At 45.4% G+C, this 20,537-nt stretch carries 13 protein-coding genes; 9 read left to right on the forward strand and 4 right to left on the reverse strand.

All coding sequences use genetic code 11. The features are described 5' to 3' along the window. The first annotated feature begins 309 nt into the window (after positions 1-309). From QUB68_RS02035 to QUB68_RS02045, 3 genes are all read left to right on the forward strand, one after another. Positions 310-2,694 carry a GAF domain-containing protein gene (locus tag QUB68_RS02035; protein ID WP_332988886.1) on the forward strand — a complete coding sequence of 795 codons (2,385 nt, stop codon included), beginning with the start codon at positions 310-312 and terminating at the stop codon, positions 2,692-2,694. 281 nt (positions 2,695-2,975) lie between these two features. Beyond that, positions 2,976-8,432 carry a trifunctional serine/threonine-protein kinase/ATP-binding protein/sensor histidine kinase gene (locus QUB68_RS02040; protein WP_332988888.1) on the forward strand — a complete coding sequence of 1,819 codons (5,457 nt, stop codon included), beginning with the start codon at positions 2,976-2,978 and terminating at the stop codon, positions 8,430-8,432. A gap of 324 nt (positions 8,433-8,756) precedes the next feature. Next, positions 8,757-9,176, forward strand: a complete 420-nt coding sequence (locus QUB68_RS02045; RefSeq protein ID WP_332989219.1) for a hypothetical protein — start codon at positions 8,757-8,759, stop codon at positions 9,174-9,176. A 111-nt stretch (positions 9,177-9,287) separates the two neighbouring features. On the opposite strand, the gene QUB68_RS02050 is transcribed toward QUB68_RS02045, so the two are convergent. Both QUB68_RS02050 and QUB68_RS02055 read right to left on the reverse strand, forming a co-directional pair. After that, the gene (locus QUB68_RS02050; RefSeq protein ID WP_332988890.1) at positions 9,288-9,710 is read right to left on the reverse strand and encodes a thiol-disulfide oxidoreductase DCC family protein; all 423 of its coding nucleotides are present in this window, start codon (positions 9,708-9,710) and stop codon (positions 9,288-9,290) included. A gap of 125 nt (positions 9,711-9,835) precedes the next feature. Continuing rightward, the gene (locus tag QUB68_RS02055) at positions 9,836-12,886 is read right to left on the reverse strand and encodes a PAS domain S-box protein (protein WP_332988892.1); all 3,051 of its coding nucleotides are present in this window, start codon (positions 12,884-12,886) and stop codon (positions 9,836-9,838) included. Positions 12,887-13,238: 352 nt separating this feature from the next. On the opposite strand from QUB68_RS02055, the gene QUB68_RS02060 reads away from it, so the two are divergent. The 3 genes from QUB68_RS02060 (at position 13,239) to QUB68_RS02070 (ending at position 16,300) form a co-directional block, all read left to right on the forward strand. Continuing rightward, entirely contained in the window at positions 13,239-14,432 is a 1,194-nt protein-coding gene (locus QUB68_RS02060) for an NAD(P)/FAD-dependent oxidoreductase (RefSeq protein WP_332988894.1), read from the forward strand. Between the two features lie 289 nt (positions 14,433-14,721). Further along, the gene (locus QUB68_RS02065) at positions 14,722-15,441 is read left to right on the forward strand and encodes an HAD-IA family hydrolase (RefSeq protein ID WP_332988895.1); all 720 of its coding nucleotides are present in this window, start codon (positions 14,722-14,724) and stop codon (positions 15,439-15,441) included. 82 nt (positions 15,442-15,523) lie between these two features. Beyond that, positions 15,524-16,300, forward strand: a complete 777-nt coding sequence (locus tag QUB68_RS02070; protein WP_332988897.1) for an ABC transporter permease — start codon at positions 15,524-15,526, stop codon at positions 16,298-16,300. Between the two features lie 104 nt (positions 16,301-16,404). Here the strand turns inward: QUB68_RS02070 and QUB68_RS02075 are convergent, their stop codons facing one another. Next, positions 16,405-17,862, reverse strand: coding sequence for a serine/threonine-protein kinase (locus QUB68_RS02075; RefSeq protein WP_332988899.1), 1,458 nt, complete (start codon positions 17,860-17,862; stop codon positions 16,405-16,407). A gap of 6 nt (positions 17,863-17,868) precedes the next feature. Between QUB68_RS02075 and QUB68_RS02080 the strand changes: the two genes are divergently transcribed. After that, positions 17,869-18,063, forward strand: a complete 195-nt coding sequence (locus tag QUB68_RS02080; RefSeq protein WP_332988900.1) for a hypothetical protein — start codon at positions 17,869-17,871, stop codon at positions 18,061-18,063. Positions 18,064-18,208: 145 nt separating this feature from the next. On the opposite strand, the gene QUB68_RS02085 is transcribed toward QUB68_RS02080, so the two are convergent. Then, positions 18,209-19,213: a LysR family transcriptional regulator gene (locus tag QUB68_RS02085; RefSeq protein WP_332988902.1), complete on the reverse strand. Its 1,005-nt coding sequence runs from the start codon at positions 19,211-19,213 to the stop codon at positions 18,209-18,211. Between the two features lie 178 nt (positions 19,214-19,391). On the opposite strand from QUB68_RS02085, the gene QUB68_RS02090 reads away from it, so the two are divergent. Then, the gene (locus QUB68_RS02090) at positions 19,392-20,105 is read left to right on the forward strand and encodes an NnrU family protein (protein WP_332988904.1); all 714 of its coding nucleotides are present in this window, start codon (positions 19,392-19,394) and stop codon (positions 20,103-20,105) included. A gap of 45 nt (positions 20,106-20,150) precedes the next feature. Next, complete coding sequence (locus tag QUB68_RS02095) at positions 20,151-20,528, forward strand: thioredoxin family protein (protein ID WP_332988906.1); 378 nt, start codon at positions 20,151-20,153, stop codon at positions 20,526-20,528. The last annotated feature ends 9 nt before the right edge of the window (positions 20,529-20,537 follow it).

Raw genomic sequence — 20,537 nt, forward strand, 5'->3', positions numbered from 1 at the left:
ACCCAAATCTGCTAGATATCTCGCCTCTGAGTGAAATAGCATTAGTCGCTGACACTATCCGCTACGGCTTACCGCTTATAATGGGTGTTACCCAGCAGGTGAGAAAAACGTTAATATCACCTATAACGTCAAGACTAAGAGATTGTTTTTGAAGAAAAGTAAAAGTTTCTGGGTCGATCGCCCGTGAAAACACCCAGTTTCCGATACCCATACACAAACTTTACAAACAGGTTCTAAGTTCTTGACAAAGCCATAAATCCCCGATCGCTCATTATTTAACAAAATCCACTGTTTTCAGGTGTTTTACTCATGTCTACTCCTAAATCGTCGGCCCATCCAAACAACAATAACTCCGTAAAATCACTGCCAACAGCAGGTATCGTTTCCACGGAGCCGCACAGTGAAAATCTCCCGGAACCAAGCATGGAAGAGATACTGGAAGCTTTGGCGGCTCAAGTACCCAGTGAATCTGCTGAAATTGAACGTTTGAAAACTTGGAAACAAGATTTAGAGCGACTGTTTCAATTTCTAGGCGATCGCCGCGTTTTAATCGCAGTCATGGAACCGGGAACTTTTGCCATGCGTTACGCTAACACGGCATTTTGCCGCTTGGCCGGTTGGGAGGGCACGCCCTTGGTAACTCAATCTAATAACGGTTGGTTTACAGAAACTGGCATCAGTCTGCTGGAACTGTTCGAGGATTGGGATGCCAAAACAGCAGAGCAATTGTACCGCCGTCACCTTTTACACTGGGTATTTAAGCAATTTTATCAAATTGACCTCGACAGTTTGCGGGTGCTAGACGAACCTGTCACGGCGAGTATAAAAAATTCCCAACATCGAGAACCTAAATTTATTGAATTTTGGCTGGGATCGGAACAGTTGAAAATTACTCGGATTGACTCAAAAGTTGATGAATTTACGGATCTTCCTTTAAATTTAATGCCTGTTGCAGAACGGGAAGCTTGGCTGATGCAGCCGAATCAACTGGCAAATTTAGCCGATCGACTAAAGTTGGATAATTACCGCGTCGAAGGTTTGCTGCTGCTAGAAGGTTTTGATGTCACCGTACAGGAGCAAATTCGACGGCTGACTCAGTTATTGATCGATCGCAATTCGATGCTGCGCCCTGACAAATTTGAGAGAATCGATCAGTGTTTGCGATCGCTCTTTAATGCTGACGGCACTTTGCTAATGCGCCCCGACGGCGAACAGGTACAGCTATTAGTTGCCAAAGACGGTCAACATTTACAGCCGATTGTTTATTCAATGGACTCCCTAGAAGCTTCTCACTTCTTCAAGGCCACCGCAGCAAATCAAGTTTGGAACGTCCCAGACTTGCGCCGCGAGTGCCGCACCGAGTGCGATCGAACTTTGCGGAAAATGGGCACTCAATCGATGCTGCTAGTACCGCTGGTGGTCAAATCTGTCACCCGCGACGGGTGCGGGCTGCGGATTTTGGGCGTAGTGGGGCTGTTGTGCGATCGGGCAAACCACTTCAACAACATTGACGCCCAACACGCCCAAGAACTCATTCCCGCCTTCATTGCAGCCCTGCGGCAAGCCATCCAGCAGCGGTTTACCCACATTCACAACATTCATCCCGCAGTCGAATGGCGGTTCGCTCAAGAAGCAGAAAGGCGCAGTTGGGGACTGCCCCAAGAGACGATCGTATTTGCAGACGTTCACCCGCTGTACGGAATTTCCGACATTCGCGGTTCCAGCGACGAAAGAAACCGAGCCATTCAAACAGATTTGCTCGAACAATTCCGCTTAGGTTTAGCCATAGCCGATGCCGTTTGCGAAACACAAACTACCCACCTCGGCGAGCAACTGCGGCTCGACTTGCTCGACTACATCGAGCATTTAAAACAAAAAGTAACAGTCGATATGGAAGTGAGAGCAGCCGAGTATTTAAACGAGCGTTTAGAAGTTTATTTTGACTATTTTGTGCAATGCGGGCCCCTGGTTCTGGCAGCAGTTGAAGCTTACCGAGCCGCCTGTGAAAACGAACACAACTGCGTTTATGGCGATCGTACTCGCTACGATCAAATGCTCAACCTCATCGGCAGCAAACTCCAAGAAACCTGGGCCCGCTGGCAAGAAAAAATGCAGCAAATCCTCCCCCACTACTGCGACATCGAATGCACCGACGGCATGGATCACATGATTTATGTCGGGAAATCTATTGAACCCAAATTCAGCCAATTTCACCTGCACAGTTTGCGGTACGAACAACTGCGAGCAATTTGCGACTGCGCCCGCACAGTTTTTCGCCTGCAAGCCGAGTCCCAAATCAACATGGAACTCGCCCATTTAGTCTTAGTACAGAATACCACCATCGACATTTTCCACAACGAAAACACCGAAAAAATGTTCGACGTTAAAGGCACTCGCGACATCCGCTACGAACTCGTCAAAAAGCGGATCGAAAAAGCCGTTGACAAAGACGCACAAGAGCGCATTACCCAGTCAGGAATGCTAACCGTAGTTTATTCAACCGAAGACGAATGGGAAGAGTATCAACAATACTTGCGCTACTTGTCACGCGAAGGTTGGGTAGAAGCAAAAGTGCAGACCGGTATGGTAGAATCACTGCAAGGAGTCAGCGGTTTAAAATTCGCCCGCGTCCGTATTTTACCGGACACAAAAGCTCTTGCTGAATATCGCGAAGTTACCGTTATCACCGATTGACAACCATTCCCCCCAACTTCCCTTAAAACCGGGACTTTCCTCCCTCCAGTCCCCCCCCTTTTTAAGGGGGGTTAGGGGGGATCGAAAGCATTCTGGACTCACACAAAAGACCGATATTACATTTAAGATGTTTGTTGATACCGACGATCGCAGCCGTGTTCTCACTTAGTGTATCTTGCGTGTGATTGGGGATCGAAAAATTCATGACCTGAATCACGCAAAATCAAGATAAAGTAGTGTTATTATACTAATAATTAGATGATGTAATCTCAAGTTAACATATGTTAAAATTATCAGAATACAAAATCGATTCTACCCTACATGAAGGCATCGAAACAATCATCTATCGCGCCCAAACATCCACAGACGAACCCGCAACAATTCTGAAAGTCCTCAAAGCCGAATATCCCACACTCGAAGCCATTACCAGGCTCAAGCACGAATATCAAATCCGACAAAATTTAGACAGCGAACAAATCGTCAAAGCCATCAGCCTCGAAACATTTGACCACCGATTAGGACTGGTTTTAGAAGACTTTGGCGGCGAATCCCTAGCCCAACTCCTAGAAAGAGAAACATTAAGTCTGCGAGCAAATTTAAACATCGCCATCCAAATAGTCAAAGCCCTACAATACCTGCATTGTCAGCACATAATCCACAAAGACATCAAACCCAGCAACATCATAATTAACTCGCAAACAAAACAAGTAAAACTCACCGACTTCGGCATTGCCACAAAACTCAACAAAGAAAACCCACAATTCAACAATCCCAACTCAGTCGAAGGCACATTAGCCTATATGTCACCCGAACAAACCGGGAGAATGAACCGCACCCTCGACTACCGCACCGACTTTTATTCCCTCGGCATCACCTTGTATGAAATGCTGACCGGAAATTTGCCTTTCCCCAGCAACGACCCCTTAGAAATAGTTTACAGCCACATCGCAGTTCCAGCAATTTCGCCGCATCAAATCAATTCCGAAATCCCCGCAGCCATCTCAGAAATTGTGATGAAATTGATGGCAAAAAACGCCGAAGCCAGATATCAAAGTGCGGCCGGATTGTTAGCAGACTTAGAAACTTGTTTGCATCAGCTAGAAACCGCAGGCGAAATAGTAAATTTCATCCCCGGCCGCTTAGATATTCTCAGCCAACTGTTAATACCCCAAAAAATGTACGGGCGGGAACAACAAGTCAACGAACTATTAGCAGCATTTGAACGTGTAGGGGCGGGTTTAGCCAACAATTTGTTAGAAAAACTAACAACCTCAGAACAAAACCCGCCCTTATCAGGAACCAGCGAACTAATGCTAGTCTCTGGTTACTCAGGTATCGGCAAATCAGCCGTAGTCAATGAAGTTAGCAAACCTATTACCAAGTCAAAAGGTTACTTCATCAGCGGCAAATTCGACCAATTCAAACGAAACATTCCCTATGCCTCATTAATCCAAGCATTTAACTCCTTGCTGCGGCAGTTGCTAACAGAAAGTGTAGCTTCTTTGGAAACATGGCGCACGAAAATATTAACAGCATTGGGAACAGACGGCAAAGTAATTGCCGATGTGATTCCAGAACTTGAATTAATAATTGGTAAACAGCCAGAAGTGCCGGAAGTCGGCCCGACAGAAGCACAAAATCGCTTCAATCGGCTGTTCAAAGAGTTTCTGCGGGTTTTCGCGCAAAAAGAACACCCGCTAGTCATATTTTTAGACGATTTGCAGTGGGCTGATTCAGCAACCTTGAAATTAATGCAACTGCTGATTACTGACCCGGAACAGCAATATCTATTGGTAATTGGTGCGTATCGAGATAATGAAGTTAGTCCGACTCACCCGTTAATTCAGACTGTAGAAGAAATTGAAAAAACTGGTACGATTGTCAACAATATTGTGCTGCAACCGCTGGATTTAGCAGATGTGACTGAGTTAGTTGCTGATACGCTTAACGATTGCACAGAAAAACTTACAACTCTAGCAGAGTTAATCTGGAATAAAACGGGTGGAAATCCTTTTTTTTTGACGCAATTACTCCTAGCACTTTATCAAGATAATCTTTTGACATTTGATTTTTCTAGCATTACAAATGATGGAAGTAAAGGCGGCTGGGATTGGAATATCGATGAAATCCAAGCGATTGGAATTACCGATAAAAGTGTAGTAGAACTCGTAGCTTCTCGCATTGAAAAATTGCCAGAATCTACGCAGAAAATATTGAAATTAGCAGCTTGTGTGGGTGATAAATTTGCTCTCGATGTGCTGTCTATTGTCAGCGAACAGTCGGCTAATGCTACAGCTACCGAACTTTATTCGGCTTTGCAATCCGGGTTAATTCTGCCTTTGAGCGATGCCTATCGCATCCCTTTACTATTTACGCCCGGAGAGGCGGTTAATCTGAGTTTTGACACGTCGCGGGTGGGATATCGCTTTTTGCACGATCGCGTCCAGCAAGCCGCCTATTCGCTGATTCCTGAAGCTCAGAAGCAATCCACCCATTTAAAAATCGGTCAATTACTGTTACAGAACACTCCACCCGAACAGCTAGAAGACAACATTTTTGATATTGTCAATCAGTTGAATGTCGGAATTGACACGATTAGCCAACAGTCACAAAAAAACCAGTTAGCAAAATTAAATTTAACGGCTGGACGCAAGGCAAAAGCGGCGGCTGCTTATGAAGCTGCTGTCAGGTATTTGCGGGTTGCTATGGAATTATTGCCAGTGGATTGTTGGCAAAGTGAGTATGACTTAACGTTAGCAATTTACGAGTCAACAGCAGAAGCTGAATACTTAAACATCAACTATGAAGATTCAAAAGAACTGGTCAATATCGTAGTGCAAAAAGCTAAAAATTTACTGGAAAAAGTGAAGGTTTATGAACTTCAAATCCAGTCTTACAATGCTCAGAATAGACTGGTAGAATCACTAAATACAGGACTGCAAGTGCTGAAACTGTTAGGCATTTATTTTCCTCAAAACCCCAATATGCTCAATATTTTGGCGGGACTGATTAAGACCAAACTAAGTTTGGGAACGAAACGAGTTGAGGATTTGGATAACTTGCCAGAAATGACCGAGCCTCATAAACAAGCAATCATGCGGATTTCATCAGGGATTCTCAGCAGTGCTGTTCAGGCAAAACCGCAACTGCTACCGCTGCTGACATTTATGATGATCCAGCAGTGCGTTAAATATGGCAACTCGCCTTATGCTAGTATCGCCTACGTTTATTATGGTGTAATCCTGTGCAGGCTAGGGGATATCAATTCGGGATACCAATTCGGCGAACTGGCAATTAGGCTGTTAGACAAATTTCAATCCCGTTCGCTCAAAAGTAGAGTTTATGCAGTTTTTAGTTGTTTTATTAAACATTGGAAATCCGAGCTCAACTCAGTATTAGGCTATCTAATCGAAGGTTTTAAAGCCGGGATGGAAAGTGGAGACTTAGAATATGCAGGTTATGCTATAGGCGAATACTGCAATTACAAACTATTGATGGGAGAGCCTCTAGAGCTGGTTGAACAGGAGACTGGTAAGTATGTGAAATTAATGCAGCAACTTAAATTAGAAATGGCTGTACCGTATATAAGTATACGGAGGCAGACAGGTCTCAATTTCTGCGGAAAAGCTGTCGAACCATGCCATTTAGTCGGCGAGAGCTTTAATGAAGTTGAAACGCTCCCCGCTTTGAGAGAATCTAAAAACTTTCTTTTAGTTTGTTCGATTTATAGCGCCAAAGCTCAGCTTAATTTTTTCTTCAAAAACTACGTGCAAGCCTTGGATAATTCAAGGTTATTTGAAAAATATGAAGAAGCCGCTGCGGGATTTTATGTGGTTTCCATCAGCAACTTCTACTACTCTCTCAGTCTCCTCGCTTTGTTTCCCCAAGCTGGCCAAGGCGAGCAAAAACAATATCTTAAAAAAGTGATACAGTTACAAAAAAAGATGAAAAAATGGGCCGCTCACGCTCCCATGAACCACCAACACAAATATGATTTGGTAGAAGCCGAGAAAGCGCGAGTGTTAGGGCAGAATGAGCGAGCAATGGATTATTACGATCGCGCGATTGCCGGAGCTCAAAAAAACAAATACATCCAAGAGGAAGCATTAGCTTATGAATTAGCCGGAGAATTCTATGAATTTTTGGGCAAAAAAATAATCTCTCAAGCATACCTTACCAAAGCATATTATGCCTACATCCGCTGGGGAGCTTTAGCTAAAGTCAAAGATTTAGAATCTAGATATCCTTTCTTAGTCGCACAAACGCGCACAACAGAAACCCGAACCCTAGATGTCACCCGCACCAATACGGGAAGCACTACCAGTAACGGTTTCGGCCATTTCTTAGATTTGAGCGCTTTTGTCAAAGCTTCCCAAGCGATTACCAGTGAAATTGTTCTCGACAAGTTATTGACTAAGTTAATCAATATTTTGTTGGAAAATGCGGCGGCTCAAAAAGTAGTGCTGCTGCTGCTGAAAAATGATGTTCTCTGCATAGAAGCTACTGGCACTGCTGGGGAGGATAAGGTGAAACTTTTACCGTCTATTCCAGTAGAAAATTCTCAAGATGTACCCCAGTCTGCGATCAATTATGTACACCGCACTAAAAAGCATCTGGTTTTAGACAATGCGACTGTCGCCGCACCTTTTAATGCGGATGCTTACATTGGGAAATATCAACCAAAGTCAATTCTATGTTTGCCGATTATTTATCAATCTCAGCGGCGCGGAATTATTTATCTCGAAAATGCTTTGACGGTAGGAGCTTTTACCGATGAGAGGGTAGAAGTATTTAAGGTGTTGGTTTCTCAAGTTGCGATTGCTGTAGAAAATGCTGGTTTGTACGCACGGGAAAAAGAGAAGTCTCAACAGTTAGAAAAATCTTTTAATGAATTGCAAGAGGCGCAACTGCAACTGATTCAAAGCGAAAAAATGTCGGCTTTGGGTAATTTGATTGCAGGGGTGGCTCACGAAATTAATAATCCGCTGGGTTTTATTGCGGGGAATGTTGATGCTGCTGCTGAGGCGAGTTCGGATTTGATTGATTATTTGCAACTTTATCAAGAAAAGTTCCCGAATCCTGGAGATGAATTGGAGGATAAAGCGTCGGATATTGATTTGGAATATTTGATGGAAGATTTGCCGAAAATGCTGTTGTCGATGAAGTCGGGGACTGAGCGTATTCGCAATATTAGCACGTCTCTTCGCACTTTTTCCCGGGCTGATACTGCGAATAAGGTGTCAGCAAATATTCATGAGGGTATCGATAGCACTTTGCTGATTTTGCAGTATCGGCTGAAAGCTAATGATTCTCGCCCCGCAATTCAAATTATCAAGGAATATGGATATATGCCGCCTGTTAAGTGTTATTTTGGGCAGTTGAATCAGGTGTTTATGAATTTGTTGGCAAATGCGATCGACTGTTTTGACGAATTCAATCAGGGTCGTAGTTATGCTGAGGTTGAGGCTGTACCGAATACGATCGCCATTATCACCCATGTCTCCCAGGATAGCAACAGCGTGGTGATTACCATCAAAGATAATGGGGGAGGGATGTCAGGGGATGTGAGGGCGAAGATATTTGACCATTTGTTTACCACCAAAGGAGTCGGCAAAGGTACGGGTTTGGGGCTGTCTATCAGCAGGCAAATTGTGGAAGAAACCCACGGCGGTAAGCTGAGTTGCGAGTCTGTGTTGGGTGCAGGTACGGAATTTGCGATCGCACTTCCTTTGAATTAACTCATATGTTGCACAATTTTTATGAACAGGCAAGATGCCTGTTCCACAAAGAGTGAATTGTCGGGTGGCATTTATGAACAGGCAAGATGCCTGTTCCACAAAGAGTGAATTGTCGGGTGGCATTTATGAACAGGCAAGATGCCTGTTCCACAAAGAGTGAAAGCGAAGTCCGCCTGCGCGGACTAAGAGTGATTAACATAAATTTTAAAATTTGTCAATGTCTAATTATCTATGAAAAAGTCCGCTGTTCACAGTTTATATTCGGCAATATACAGTTACATTATTAGCTAAATGTAATAAATGTATTTGATAGGAGTTTTGCCAGTGAATGCTGCCGAACAAGCTAGAAATATTGAACTTACGAGCAAAATTGCTGCGGTTGTTAATTTATTTAAGTCGGAATTCCCTGATGCGAAAGTTGATTTGAAACCTTGGATGAATGATCAGGATACTAGGGAACTTGTTGATCCTGAGTCGATCGACATTGGCTTCCATTTTCCCGGTAGAAGTCGCTTGTTGCAAAGCCGCAGCATCTTGATTCAAATCCGATTTTACCAAGATCCGGTCGAAGGATCTCGGCGGGCGATCGGGGTTGAGGCGGCTGGTTACGATCATACTGGTCAACAGTGGCGCTTTTCTACTGTGGAAAATTGGGGTTTTGTGGGTGCAACTGAGCCCGCTGCGGAGTCGGGCGAAAAGCTCAAACACTTTTGTCGCGAGATATTCGGTTTGTTTAATGGCTGAGAATAAGTCTGTTGTAAGGTGTAAGTCGGCGGTTGAAACCGCCCCTACACAAACGATGTCCGAGCTCAGAGGGACGAAGAAATAAAGGGGATATTTAGGCGGGATTTGATTTTAGCTTTGAGTGTCGCAATTGTCGATCGACCTACAGCCCACTGCATAGGCCGATTTGTAAGTTGTCGATCGCTTCCCAAACAAAGTATAGCGGTTGTCGCGCACTTGTTCGTACACGCGATCGCCCATCCACTTCATCCCCGGCATCGCCCGGTAAGCAGCCACAAACACCTCGCCAGCGGGCAATATCCGCCCGATTTCCTCCGCCGCATCGCTACCTTGCCACCGTTTTTCTGGATTGTTTTTATCTATCAAAATCATCCCCATTTCGCAATCGCCAGAAGTTATCCCAAAGCGCTTTAATCCCTCTAAATCTTGCATTGAAATATACTCAAAATTCTTGCCTTGGTCTAAGTTTTCTAGTAACTGCACCAAGGTAACGCAGAGATTGCAATTGCCGTCGTAAATTACGTTGTAATTCATTGTTAATGGTAAATTGAGTGCTGACTAATGACTACTGACTAATGACTACTGACTACTGTCAACTATCAACTGTCAACTATCAACTGTCAACTGTCAACTGTCAACTGTCAGCTGTCAACTGTCAACTAACTTCTAGCGACAGGAATCTCGATCGCAAATTCCGTACCTTGACCCGGTGCAGAATGGCACTTAAGCTCACCGCCGTGCTTTTCTACCACAATTTGATAGCTGATAGACAGCCCCAAACCAGTACCTTTCCCCGGTTCTTTCGTAGTAAAAAACGGATCGAACAGCCGTTGATGAACCTCTATCGGAATCCCGGGGCCGTTGTCAGCGATCCGAATCACAATATGAGAAGGATGCCCGATAGAATCATCAGAAACAGCAGCCTGCTCGTATTTTACACCAGTACAAATCCGCAGCGTCGGCGAAGGACAATAAGGAATAGGTGCCAGTTCCCCCTCCGCCCACTGTCCGGTTTCCATTGCCTCTTCCAAAGCATCAATGGCATTGCCAATAATATTCATAAATACCTGATTCAACTGTCCAGCATAACACTGTACGCGGGGCAAATTTCCGAACTCTTTAAGCAGCACAATTTTCGGATGCCCTGCCGTTTCTTTGAACCTGTGCTGCAAAATTAATAAAGTGCTTTCAATGCCTTCGTGAATGTCAACCTGCTTTTGTTCCGCTTCATCCAAGCGCGAGAAATTCTTCAGCGATAGCACAATTTGGCGAATTCGCTCTGCTCCCATTTTCATCGATGTTAACAGTTTTGGCAAATCTTTGAGCAGGAAAATTAAATCTATATCGTCTATTTCTTCTCTAATTGCCTCTGTTGGTTCCGGGTATTCCCGCTGATAAAGTTGCAGCATTCTTAGCAAGTCTTGAAAGTAATCGTCAGCGTGCATGACGTTGCCGTAAATGAAGCTAACTGGATTGTTGATTTCGTGAGCTACCCCAGCTACTAACTGCCCCAAACTTACCATTTTTTCATTTTGCACCATCATGCTTTGAGTTTTATGTACGTCCCGCAGGGCTTTGGCCAATTCTTGATTTTTAGTCCTCAATTGACTTTCGGACAGGCGCACCGCTTCTTCTGCTTGTTTGCGATCGGTAATATCCTTGCGAATTGCTACATATTGGTGGGGTTCTCCCCGAGAATTTAAGAAAGGTACAATCGTTGTATCCAACCACAATAATTTACCGTCTTTAGCTTGATTTTTAATTTCTCCTCGCCAAACATTTCCCTGGCGGATGGTTGACCAAAGTTGCTTAAAAAAATCGGCTGGGTGATAGCCGGAATTGACAAGTTTGTGAGTTTTGCCGATTAGTTCTTCTCGGGAATATTTCAAGAGTTCGGAAAATTGGTCGTTGACATAGGTAATAACGCCGAATTCGTCGGTATTTGAGACAATTGCTGATTGATCTAATGCAAATTTTTCAAATTCTAATTCTTGGAGAGTTTGGCGCAATTCTGCTTCGGCTTGTTTGCGATCGCTAATATCGGTAATCATCCGCAAAACCCCCGAAAATTCGCCCTCAGCATCGAACATCGGTGTCGCTGAGACGATCGCCCACAAGTGAGAGCCGTCAGAGCGAGTAAACTGAAAATCGTGGCGTTCGCGAATGCCTTGCCGCCTGCGCTGCACGTAACTTTCGGCTATTTCCCGAGCTTCGTCATCAATAAACTCAAATAGCGATCGCCCCAGCATTTCCTCCACAGTATACCCCAGCATTTGGGCCATCCTGCTGTTAGCAAAAGTCGTGGTGCTGTCGGCGTCAAACATCCAAACGCCCTCCGAAGCCGTCTCGACAATGCAGCGGTAATAACTCTCGCTTTCCCTGACAGATTCAGTAGCTTGTTTGCGATCGGTAATATCAGTTTGCACCGCAATAAAACCTTCAAGTTCCCCATTTTCTTGATAAATTGGGGCGATCGACAGCGCCACCCAATAACCCTTTCCATCCTTCCTGTAATTGTAAATTTCGTGATTGAAGGGTTCGCCCGCTGTCAAAGCCGATCGCAATTGAGCAATAGTTACCGGATCTGTTTGAGGGCCTTGCAGCACATCACCCGGTTTTTGTCCCAGCATTTCTGCCAGCACATAACCGCTAATCCGAGTAAATCCTTCATTCACCCATTCTATGCAGCCTTCAGCATCAGTAATAATCACACCATTTTGCGTTTTTTGAGCCACGAGAGCCAAGCGCGACAATTCTGTTTCAGTTTTTTTACTTTCCGTAATATCTTGAGCAATAGCCAGAATATACTTGGGCGCGCCAGAATCGTCAAACAAAGGAACTTTTTTAGTGTGTAAAATTCGCTTTCCCCGGCGCGGAAGTTGGATAGTTTCTTCTGGCAAATCGACCTCTTTTCCCGTGGCAAATACTTCTAAATCTTGTACTTGCAAGTAATTAGCCTGCTCTGCTTCCAACAAGTCAGCAGCATTGTTTCCCAGCACTTCATCGCGGGAATAGCCAAACAATTCTTCGCTAGCAGTATTCCAATAAATAAATCTTTGTTCCACAGCATCTTTAATAAAGACGCTAACTGGCAGATTTTGCAATACCGCATTCAGAAAATCTTGAGTTTTTCGCAGCTTTTCCTCAGCGCGCTTGCGCTCAGTAATATCCAAAATAACTCCGTCGAGATAGATAACTGAAGACAAAGAATTTGCGATCGGCGAAATCGGCGAAACCACAGCAGACAATAATTCCTCAATTTCTGCTTGTCCCTCTTGTCTTCCTCTAGTCTCATCCGCCTCGCAGCAGACACCTTGGCCTTTTTCGTAAACCCAGCTAATTTCGCCGTCAGCCCGAACAATGCGGTATTCAAGGATGTACGGAGTTCTAGTTGCTACACTTTTTGCGACAGCAGCATCGACATTTTTGCTGTCTTGAGGATGGATAATGCTGGCAAAAGAACGGACGCGATCGTTGATAAAATCCGAGGATGGATAGCCAGATATTTCTTGAATAGCCTCGCTCAAAAACACCATAGTCCGCATCGATCCGGCGTCGCCCGGACAGTCGCAGGTACAGCGGTAGACAGCACCGGGAATATTAGCTACTAAATTTTTATATCGTTCTTCGCTGCTTAACAAAGATGAGCTGTCTTCGTGAGGGCGATCGCCGTTCTTAAATTTTTTTGAAGAATTCGAGGAAATTTGCATGATTTTGTCACTTGTGAGTGCGGGGCAAGTGTTAGAGGAGATGCCTGTATAAAAAATGAATTTAATTTGGAGAATAATCGGCTATCAACTAATATAGTACAAAATTACTTGTGCTAACATTCAAAAAATTTAATCCTGGCTAATAGGCAAAGCTAATCAAAGATATTATGTAGAAGGCAGAAGGCAGTTCGGCAACGGATTGTATAACGGATTTAACGGATGTAACAGATTTAACGGATGGATGTTCAGGGAAGATTTTTCCGATTCTCCCCATCTCTCACTCTCGCACTCTCCCACTCTCGTTAGAATAAGATAAGTTGCCTTGCTACCGATCGCCCTCAAACAAAACACCATGACTCAACAACAACCCCGGATTTGCATTCTCGGCGGAGGCTTCGGCGGACTCTACACAGCCCTGCGCTTGAGTCAGTTACCCTTCTCCAAAACCGAAAAACCTGAAATTGTCCTAGTTGACCGTCGCGATCGCTTCCTGTTCGTTCCGCTGCTGTACGAACTCTTAACCGGGGAACTCCAAACCTGGGAAATCGCCCCGCCCTTTGCCGAAATCCTGCCAAACACAGGCGTGCGCTTTTGTCAAGGCACTGTCTCCGGCATCGACGTGGAGTCCAAGCGAGTGCAGTTACACGACGGGCCAGAAATTCCGTGCGATCGGCTCGTTTTAGCTTTAGGCGGCGAAACACCTCTCGATATGGTCAAGGGAGCAGTTGAATACGCTTACTCGTTCCGCAGCCTCGATGACGCCTACCGATTGGAAGAAAGACTGCGATTTTTAGAAGCTAGCGACACTGACAAAATTCGGGTGGCGATCGTCGGCGCCGGTTATTCGGGAGTAGAATTAGCTTGTAAATTAGCCGATCGGCTCGGAGACAAAGGTCGCGTCCGGTTAATCGAGCAAGGCGACACGATTCTGCGGACATCACCAGAGTTTAACCGCGAAGCCGCCCAAAAAGCTTTAGACAAACGCAAAGTCTGGATTGACTTGGAAACGGCGGTAGAGGCGATCGAATCCGACACCATCTCCTTACTCTACAAAGGACAACTAGACGTTCTCCCCGTAGACATAGTATTGTGGACAGTAGGAACTCAAGTTAGTCAAGCAGTGCGATCGCTCCCCCTCAAACAAAACCAACGCGGTCAATTAATAGTTAACTCCCAGATGCAAATAATCGACAATCCAGACATATTTGCCTTGGGAGACTTAGCCGAATGTCACGACGCAACAGGTCAAAAAGTCCCCGGAACAGCCCAAACAGCCTTCCAACAAGCTGACTACACCGCCTGGAACATTTGGGCATCCCTCACAGACCGCCCATTACTACCTTTCCGGTACCAGCCGCTAGGAGAAATGATGACATTAGGAATAGACAACGCCACCCTCACAGGCTTAGGAATCAAACTCGACGGACAACTAGCACACATTGCTCGCCGCCTAGCCTATCTCTATCGGATGCCAACATTTGACCATCAATTAAAAGTTGGTTTCAATTGGATTAGCAAGCCGATTCAGGAGTTGATGAAAAAGTAATAGATAAGACGTACGAATATAATTCGCGTCTCTACAAAAAATGTCCGCCTCTGCGGACTGAAAAAAATAACTTAATTCCATTCGCCCGGTCTTATTCTTATTCTTCAACCTGCGGAGGCACGTGAGAGTTTGTGTAGAGGCGAATTCCCTTCGCTGAAAAAAATAACTTAATTCCATTCGCCCGGTCTTATTCTTATTCTTCAACCTGCGGAGGCACGTGAGAGTTTGTGTAGACGCGAATTCCATTCGCCCGGTCTTCTATTACTCGTTTTCAAATTTATTCTAACCAATGACAAAAATTATCTTTTTAGATGCAGCCGGGACACTATTCGACGTTCGCGGCAGCGTCGGCGAAGTCTACGCACAACAAGCCAATAGTTTTGGAGTAATAGTTAAAAGCGAAGAGTTAAATGCAGCATTTTACCAAAGCTTCGCCTCAGCAACTCCGATGGCATTTCCAGCAATAGAAGCAGCAAAAATTCCCCAGCTAGAATTTGAGTGGTGGCAAACAGTTTCTGCAAAAGCATTCCAAATAGCAGGCGTTTTCCACCAATTTTCTGACTATCCCAAATTCTTTGCCGAACTCTACGCTCATTTTGCCACCGCCGAACCTTGGTTCGTCTATCCCGACGTATTCCGATCCTTAAATAGATGGCAGCAACAAGGAATTGAATTAGCAGTAGTCTCGAATTTCGATTCGCGACTCTATCCAGTATTAAAAGCACTCAACTTAGCAGAATATTTCACATCAGTCACAATTTCCACCGAAGTAGGTGCAGCCAAACCTCAGCCGGAAATTTTCACCGCAGCCTTGCAAAAGCACAACTGCACAGCCGAGAATGTTTTGCATATCGGCGACAGCTTCAAAGCAGACTATTGCGGTGCCAAAGCCGCCGGCTTAAAAGCAATTTGGTTGAACCGAGAACAGGAAAAAGTAGCATTAGGCAAATTGCCTTTAACTGAAACCAAATTAGAACAGTGCAGCAGTCTTGATTATTTAACCTTTTAACTTGATAATTATCAAGATGTCATATTTAGTCCCGTTAATTGACAGGACTTGATATCAATTATGCAAATCACCTCGCCCAACCATGAAAAAAACCTCAATTAAAACTATACTAACAGACACAATGACCGTGTTTTGGGGAGAATGGCTAGATTTGCGAGTCCGAATTTTGCCAATTGCCGCCGCTGGTTTAACATCCCCATTAATTTACATTCTAGCTTTTGGTTTCGGGTTGGGAAGTTCCATGCCTAAACCTGCAATTGGTGGCAATTATCTAGAATTTATGTTGCCGGGAATGGTAGCACTTTCATCGATGACAGTAAGTTTTACCGGCACAGTATTTTCGATTTGCGGCGAACGCCTTTTTAGTAAAACATTTGAGGAATTGCTGCTGCTGCCGGTACACCCGTTAGCTTTGCACGCGGGCAAAATGCTAGCCGGAATATTGCGGGGATTGCTGACTTCTGTTTCGGTGATTTTAGTAGCAGTTTTGTTTACTCAAAAGCTGGTATTTTTGCATCCGTTATTTTTGTTGCTGATAATTCTCAATTCTGCTGTATTTGCGGGCATGGGAGTGATAGTGGGGTTAACCGTAAAATCTCTCGAATCAGTTGGATTGTACAACAATTTTCTGATAACTCCGATGTCATTTTTAGGCGCGACATTTTTCGACCCAGCGTCGCTGCCGGTAGCTCTGAAAGGCATAGTTTATCTGTTGCCGCTGACTTATGCCAGCATTGGATTGAGAGCCGCTGCTTACGATATGGCAAAGTTTCCTTGGTACAGCATACCTGTGTTGTTGGTGGCTGCGATCGCCTTTTCTGCGATCGGCGCCCGCCAGTTTTCTACGCAGCAAGATTGAATTACAAACCTGTAATGAAATAGTTTGTAGTGAGGACTTTAGTCCTCGGAAACAAGGACTAAAGTCCTCACTACAAACTAGGTCTTTAGAACTTCAAATAAGGCTTAAAAAATATTAGAAAGTAACTTATAAATTAAGCGAAAAATCGCTGTTGCAGCGATCGCCCCCAAGGCCGCCAACCATCCCACAAACAATACTCCAGTGATCGGAGAGCTCGGATAAATCGTAACTGCGGCGCGCAAAGCCGGGAAAAACCATAGCAAAGCGAAAGTACCTGCACCAATAATCAGCATCTCAGTTTGTTCGATCGCCCTGCGGTACTGGCCATAAATCAGACCCCCCACAATCATCCCCAACAATCCGATACCAACGCTGGGAGACAGCGGCAAACTCGTCAGGGCGATCGCCAGCAACCCCCCCTCAAAACCCGTAAACGCAGCCCCTCCCAAAATATCCCAAATCGAAAAAGCCCGTCTCGACGAAGCTTGCAGATTTCCCGCAGGAGTCGCGGGAACAGGCACAGGAGGCTGCTGAGTCGGTGGTGGCGGCTGAGTCGGTAGGGGAGGCGGAGTCCTTACTGCCGGGGGCTGCACGACCATGGTAGGCTGTTGAGAATTGTATTTTAGAGCCGCTTCCACCTCGGCCGCCGATTGATAGCGCTGGCTGGGAGCCGGCAATAACATTCGATCGAGAACTTGAGCCAAACGCGAACTTACCTGCACGCGCGATCGCCAATTCCACTCATTTTGATAACTATCAAAAAGCTCCGTCGGCTGCAAACCACTCAGCAAAGTAATGCAAGTCACAGCCAAAGCATAAAAATCCGTTGCTGGATAAACTTCTTGTCCGCTCATCTGTTCTGGCGGAGCATAACCCAAAGAATAAATACCAGTGGAAGCCTTAGAAGTACCCGCAGTTTGCGTCACCTGTTTAACAGCCCCAAAATCTAATAAATAAAGCCGACCATTTTTAGCCCGCATAATATTAGCAGGTTTAATATCCCGGTGAATCGAACCGCGAGAGTGCACAAAATCAAGAACCTTCAATATTTCCCGCAGCACCTCCATCGTTTCCGCCTCCGAAAACTTACCTTTAACAGCAAGTTCCTCCTCCAAATTTTCACCATCAATAAATTCTTGAACCAAATAGAAAAACTGATCGTTTTTCCCCCCTTGCAAACTCGGAACAGTCAGCTCAAAAAACGCCAACAAACTCGGAATTTGCGAATGTTCGTTTCCCAGTTCTTCCAGCACCGCCGCTTCCCGTTCAAACAAAGTTTGAGCAATTTTTAGCTGTGCCGGAGTCAGACTTATCGACGGCTGCAAAAGTTTAGCAACGCACTGCCGCATCCCCGGAGTATAGCGGTCTCTGGCCAAAAACGCCGCCCCAAAACCGCCTTGACCCAACAACCTCACTGGCAAATAGCGGCCGCTCAAAATCAGGGGCATTCCGCAAGTCGTGCAAAACTTTTGCTGCACCGTTTTCAGCATCGAACTGTCATCGAGATCGGAAAAATAGTTTTGAGGGCGCGGGCAGCCAGGACGGGTGCAGTAAACTTCCATTTTGGTTTGCTAATTGGGAATTGGGAATTGGGAATTGCTAATTGGGAATTGGGAATTGCTAATTGGGAATTGGGAATTGCTAATTGGGAATTGCTAATTGGGAATTGGGAATTGGGAATTGGGAATGGTTTAATTCCTAATTCTGCGCGGTTAAACTTTCCTTGTATGCGATTCCCAGTTTATTTTATCCTCTTTAGCTAGTTTTGGTATTAGCTTTTGGGATCAAACAAGCCAATTCCCAATTACCCATTCCCAATTACCCATTCCCAATTTTTTCATGCGTTATAAAACCATATTTTAATCTCTCAACTAACCGCGAACTGCCAACAGCAGGCGACATAACAGATTAACTTCCCTCCGACTTGGGAGTTACTATTTCTATAAGTCCCAAATCGATCGCGGGTGGTTCTTTCTTCTCGTGGGTGGTGGAATAAGTAGCAAAGGAAGGCAAAATTTCATTGCTGAAAGCCTCTGCTGCTTTAGAACGGTAGCGGTTGGGGTTGTAAATCAGCGACAAAATCCGAGTTACCAAAACTTCGTCCATTTTAGATTTATGCAAGACGCCCATGAGCAACTCTTTTTCGATCGCCGAAACCGACACAAAAGCAGCGCCCAGTCCCGACTGAACGGCATTTTTAATGGCTTCGATCGAATTTAACTCCATCTCGATTTTCAGGCGGCGCGTGTCAATGCCGCAGCGAGTCAGCACCTGATCGATGACTTTGCGGATAGTAGACTGCGAATCCAGGGAAATAAACTGCAATTTATAAAGGTCTTCTTTTTGGATGCTTTCTTGTTGTACCATCGGGTGAGACGGCGGGAGAATCAGAGCCAGTTCGTCCTCAGCGTAAGGAACAATTTCTAAAGCTTCTACAAGTTCGGTAGGGATTTCTCCGCCCACAATTGCCAAATCGATTTGTCCGTTGGCCACACTCCACGCGGTGCGGCGGGTCGAATGCACGTGAAGCTGTACCGCTACATCCGGGTATTTTTGCCGAAACATCCCGATCATCCGGGGTAGCAAATACGTCCCGGTTGTTTGAGAAGCGCCCACGATCAAAGTACCGCCTTGGAGATTTTGCAAATCTTCCAGAGCTCGACAAGTTTCTTGACAAAGCGATAAAATTTTCTCGCCGTAACTCAGCAGCAGGTGTCCAGCTTCGGTCAGTTGAGCCCGCCGCCCCCCCCGGTCAAACAGCGGCACGTTCAACTGTCTCTCTAAGTTTTGCACCTGCAAGCTCACTGCTGGCTGGGATACGTAGAGGCTGTCGGCGGCGCGTTTGAAGCTTCCTTCAGAGGCGATCGCCTTGAGAATGCGTAACTGGTCTAAAGTGAAAGGAAGGTCAGACATATATCTAAATTGTCAGTTGTCAGTTGTCAGTTGTCAGTTGTCAGTTGTCAGTTGTCAGTTAACTTTTTAAACAGTTGAGTGCAGGCTGATGACCAATAACTGATAACCGCTGAATGATCCCATAGATACTTTGTGACACAATTTGGCAGAGAATCAATAACTTTTCTTAATATTTGCAATGACGATCGACTTAGCGCTGGACTCCCACTTAGTTATTCTCGGACTTTTATGCGGTTTTGCGATCGCCCACAGCGGTTTAGCAGCCCTGCGCCCGAAAGGTGAAAAGCTGATCGGGCCGAGACTTTACCGAGTTTTGTTTGCCCTTGTCAGTTTGCCGCTGGCGGTGATTCTGGTTGTCTACTTTTTCAACCACCGCTACGACGGCGTGCAGCTTTGGCAAGTACAGGGCGTGCCGGCAGTTAAACCCTTAGTTTGGATACTTTCGGCAATTTCCTTTCTGTTTCTGTACCCAGCAACCTTCAACCTCCTAGAAATTGCCGCCATCCAAAAGCCGGAAGTTCACCTGTACCAAGCCGGCATCATTCGCATCACCCGTCACCCGCAAATGGTGGGACAGGTGATTTGGTGCGTGGCCCACACCCTGTGGATCGGCACTAGCTTTACCCTGGTCACTTCCATCGGTTTGATACTTCACCACCTGTTCGGAGTATGGCACGGCGACAGCCGGCTGCGCGCTCGTTTTGGCGAATCCTTTGAAACCATCAAATCTCAAACCTCAATTATTCCCTTTTTGGCAATCCTCCAAAAGCGTCAAACCATTGATTTGCTTGAGTTTCTCCGCCCTTCCTACGTAGGGGTAGCCATTTTTACGGGCCTGCTGTGGAAAATTCATCCTTTTTTGATACGTGTCACAGGGAACATATACTGGTAGCATGATCCCTAGGATAGAAAAAAAATTATTAAATTTTGAGGGCTCATGGTGTTGTCGGTTAGCGAACGCACTTTTGCACAAGAGGTTTTTGAAGCCTCTACCCCCGTTTTAGTTCACTTTTGGGCACCTTGGTGCGGTTTGTGCCGCGCGATCGAGCCTACGATTACGACATTTGAGTCAGATTGGGCAGGAAAAGTCAAGCTCCTAGGGGTGAATGCCGATCAATGTTTCAAGTTGGCTAGCACTTACCGGCTGACAAGTCTGCCGACACTGATTTTGTTTGAGGGCGACAAAGTTCTATTTAGATTAGAACGCTACCAAGGACGCGAGGAACTGCGGCGGACTCTGGATTACTGGATGCTCGCCACTCAACGGTCTTCCCAAACTCAACGTCTGCAACCGCAGGAAGTAGGCAACAGGTAACGGCTTAAA

It is taken from the genome of Microcoleus sp. A006_D1 (assembly GCF_036702805.1).
GTDB lineage: Bacteria > Cyanobacteriota > Cyanobacteriia > Cyanobacteriales > Microcoleaceae > Microcoleus.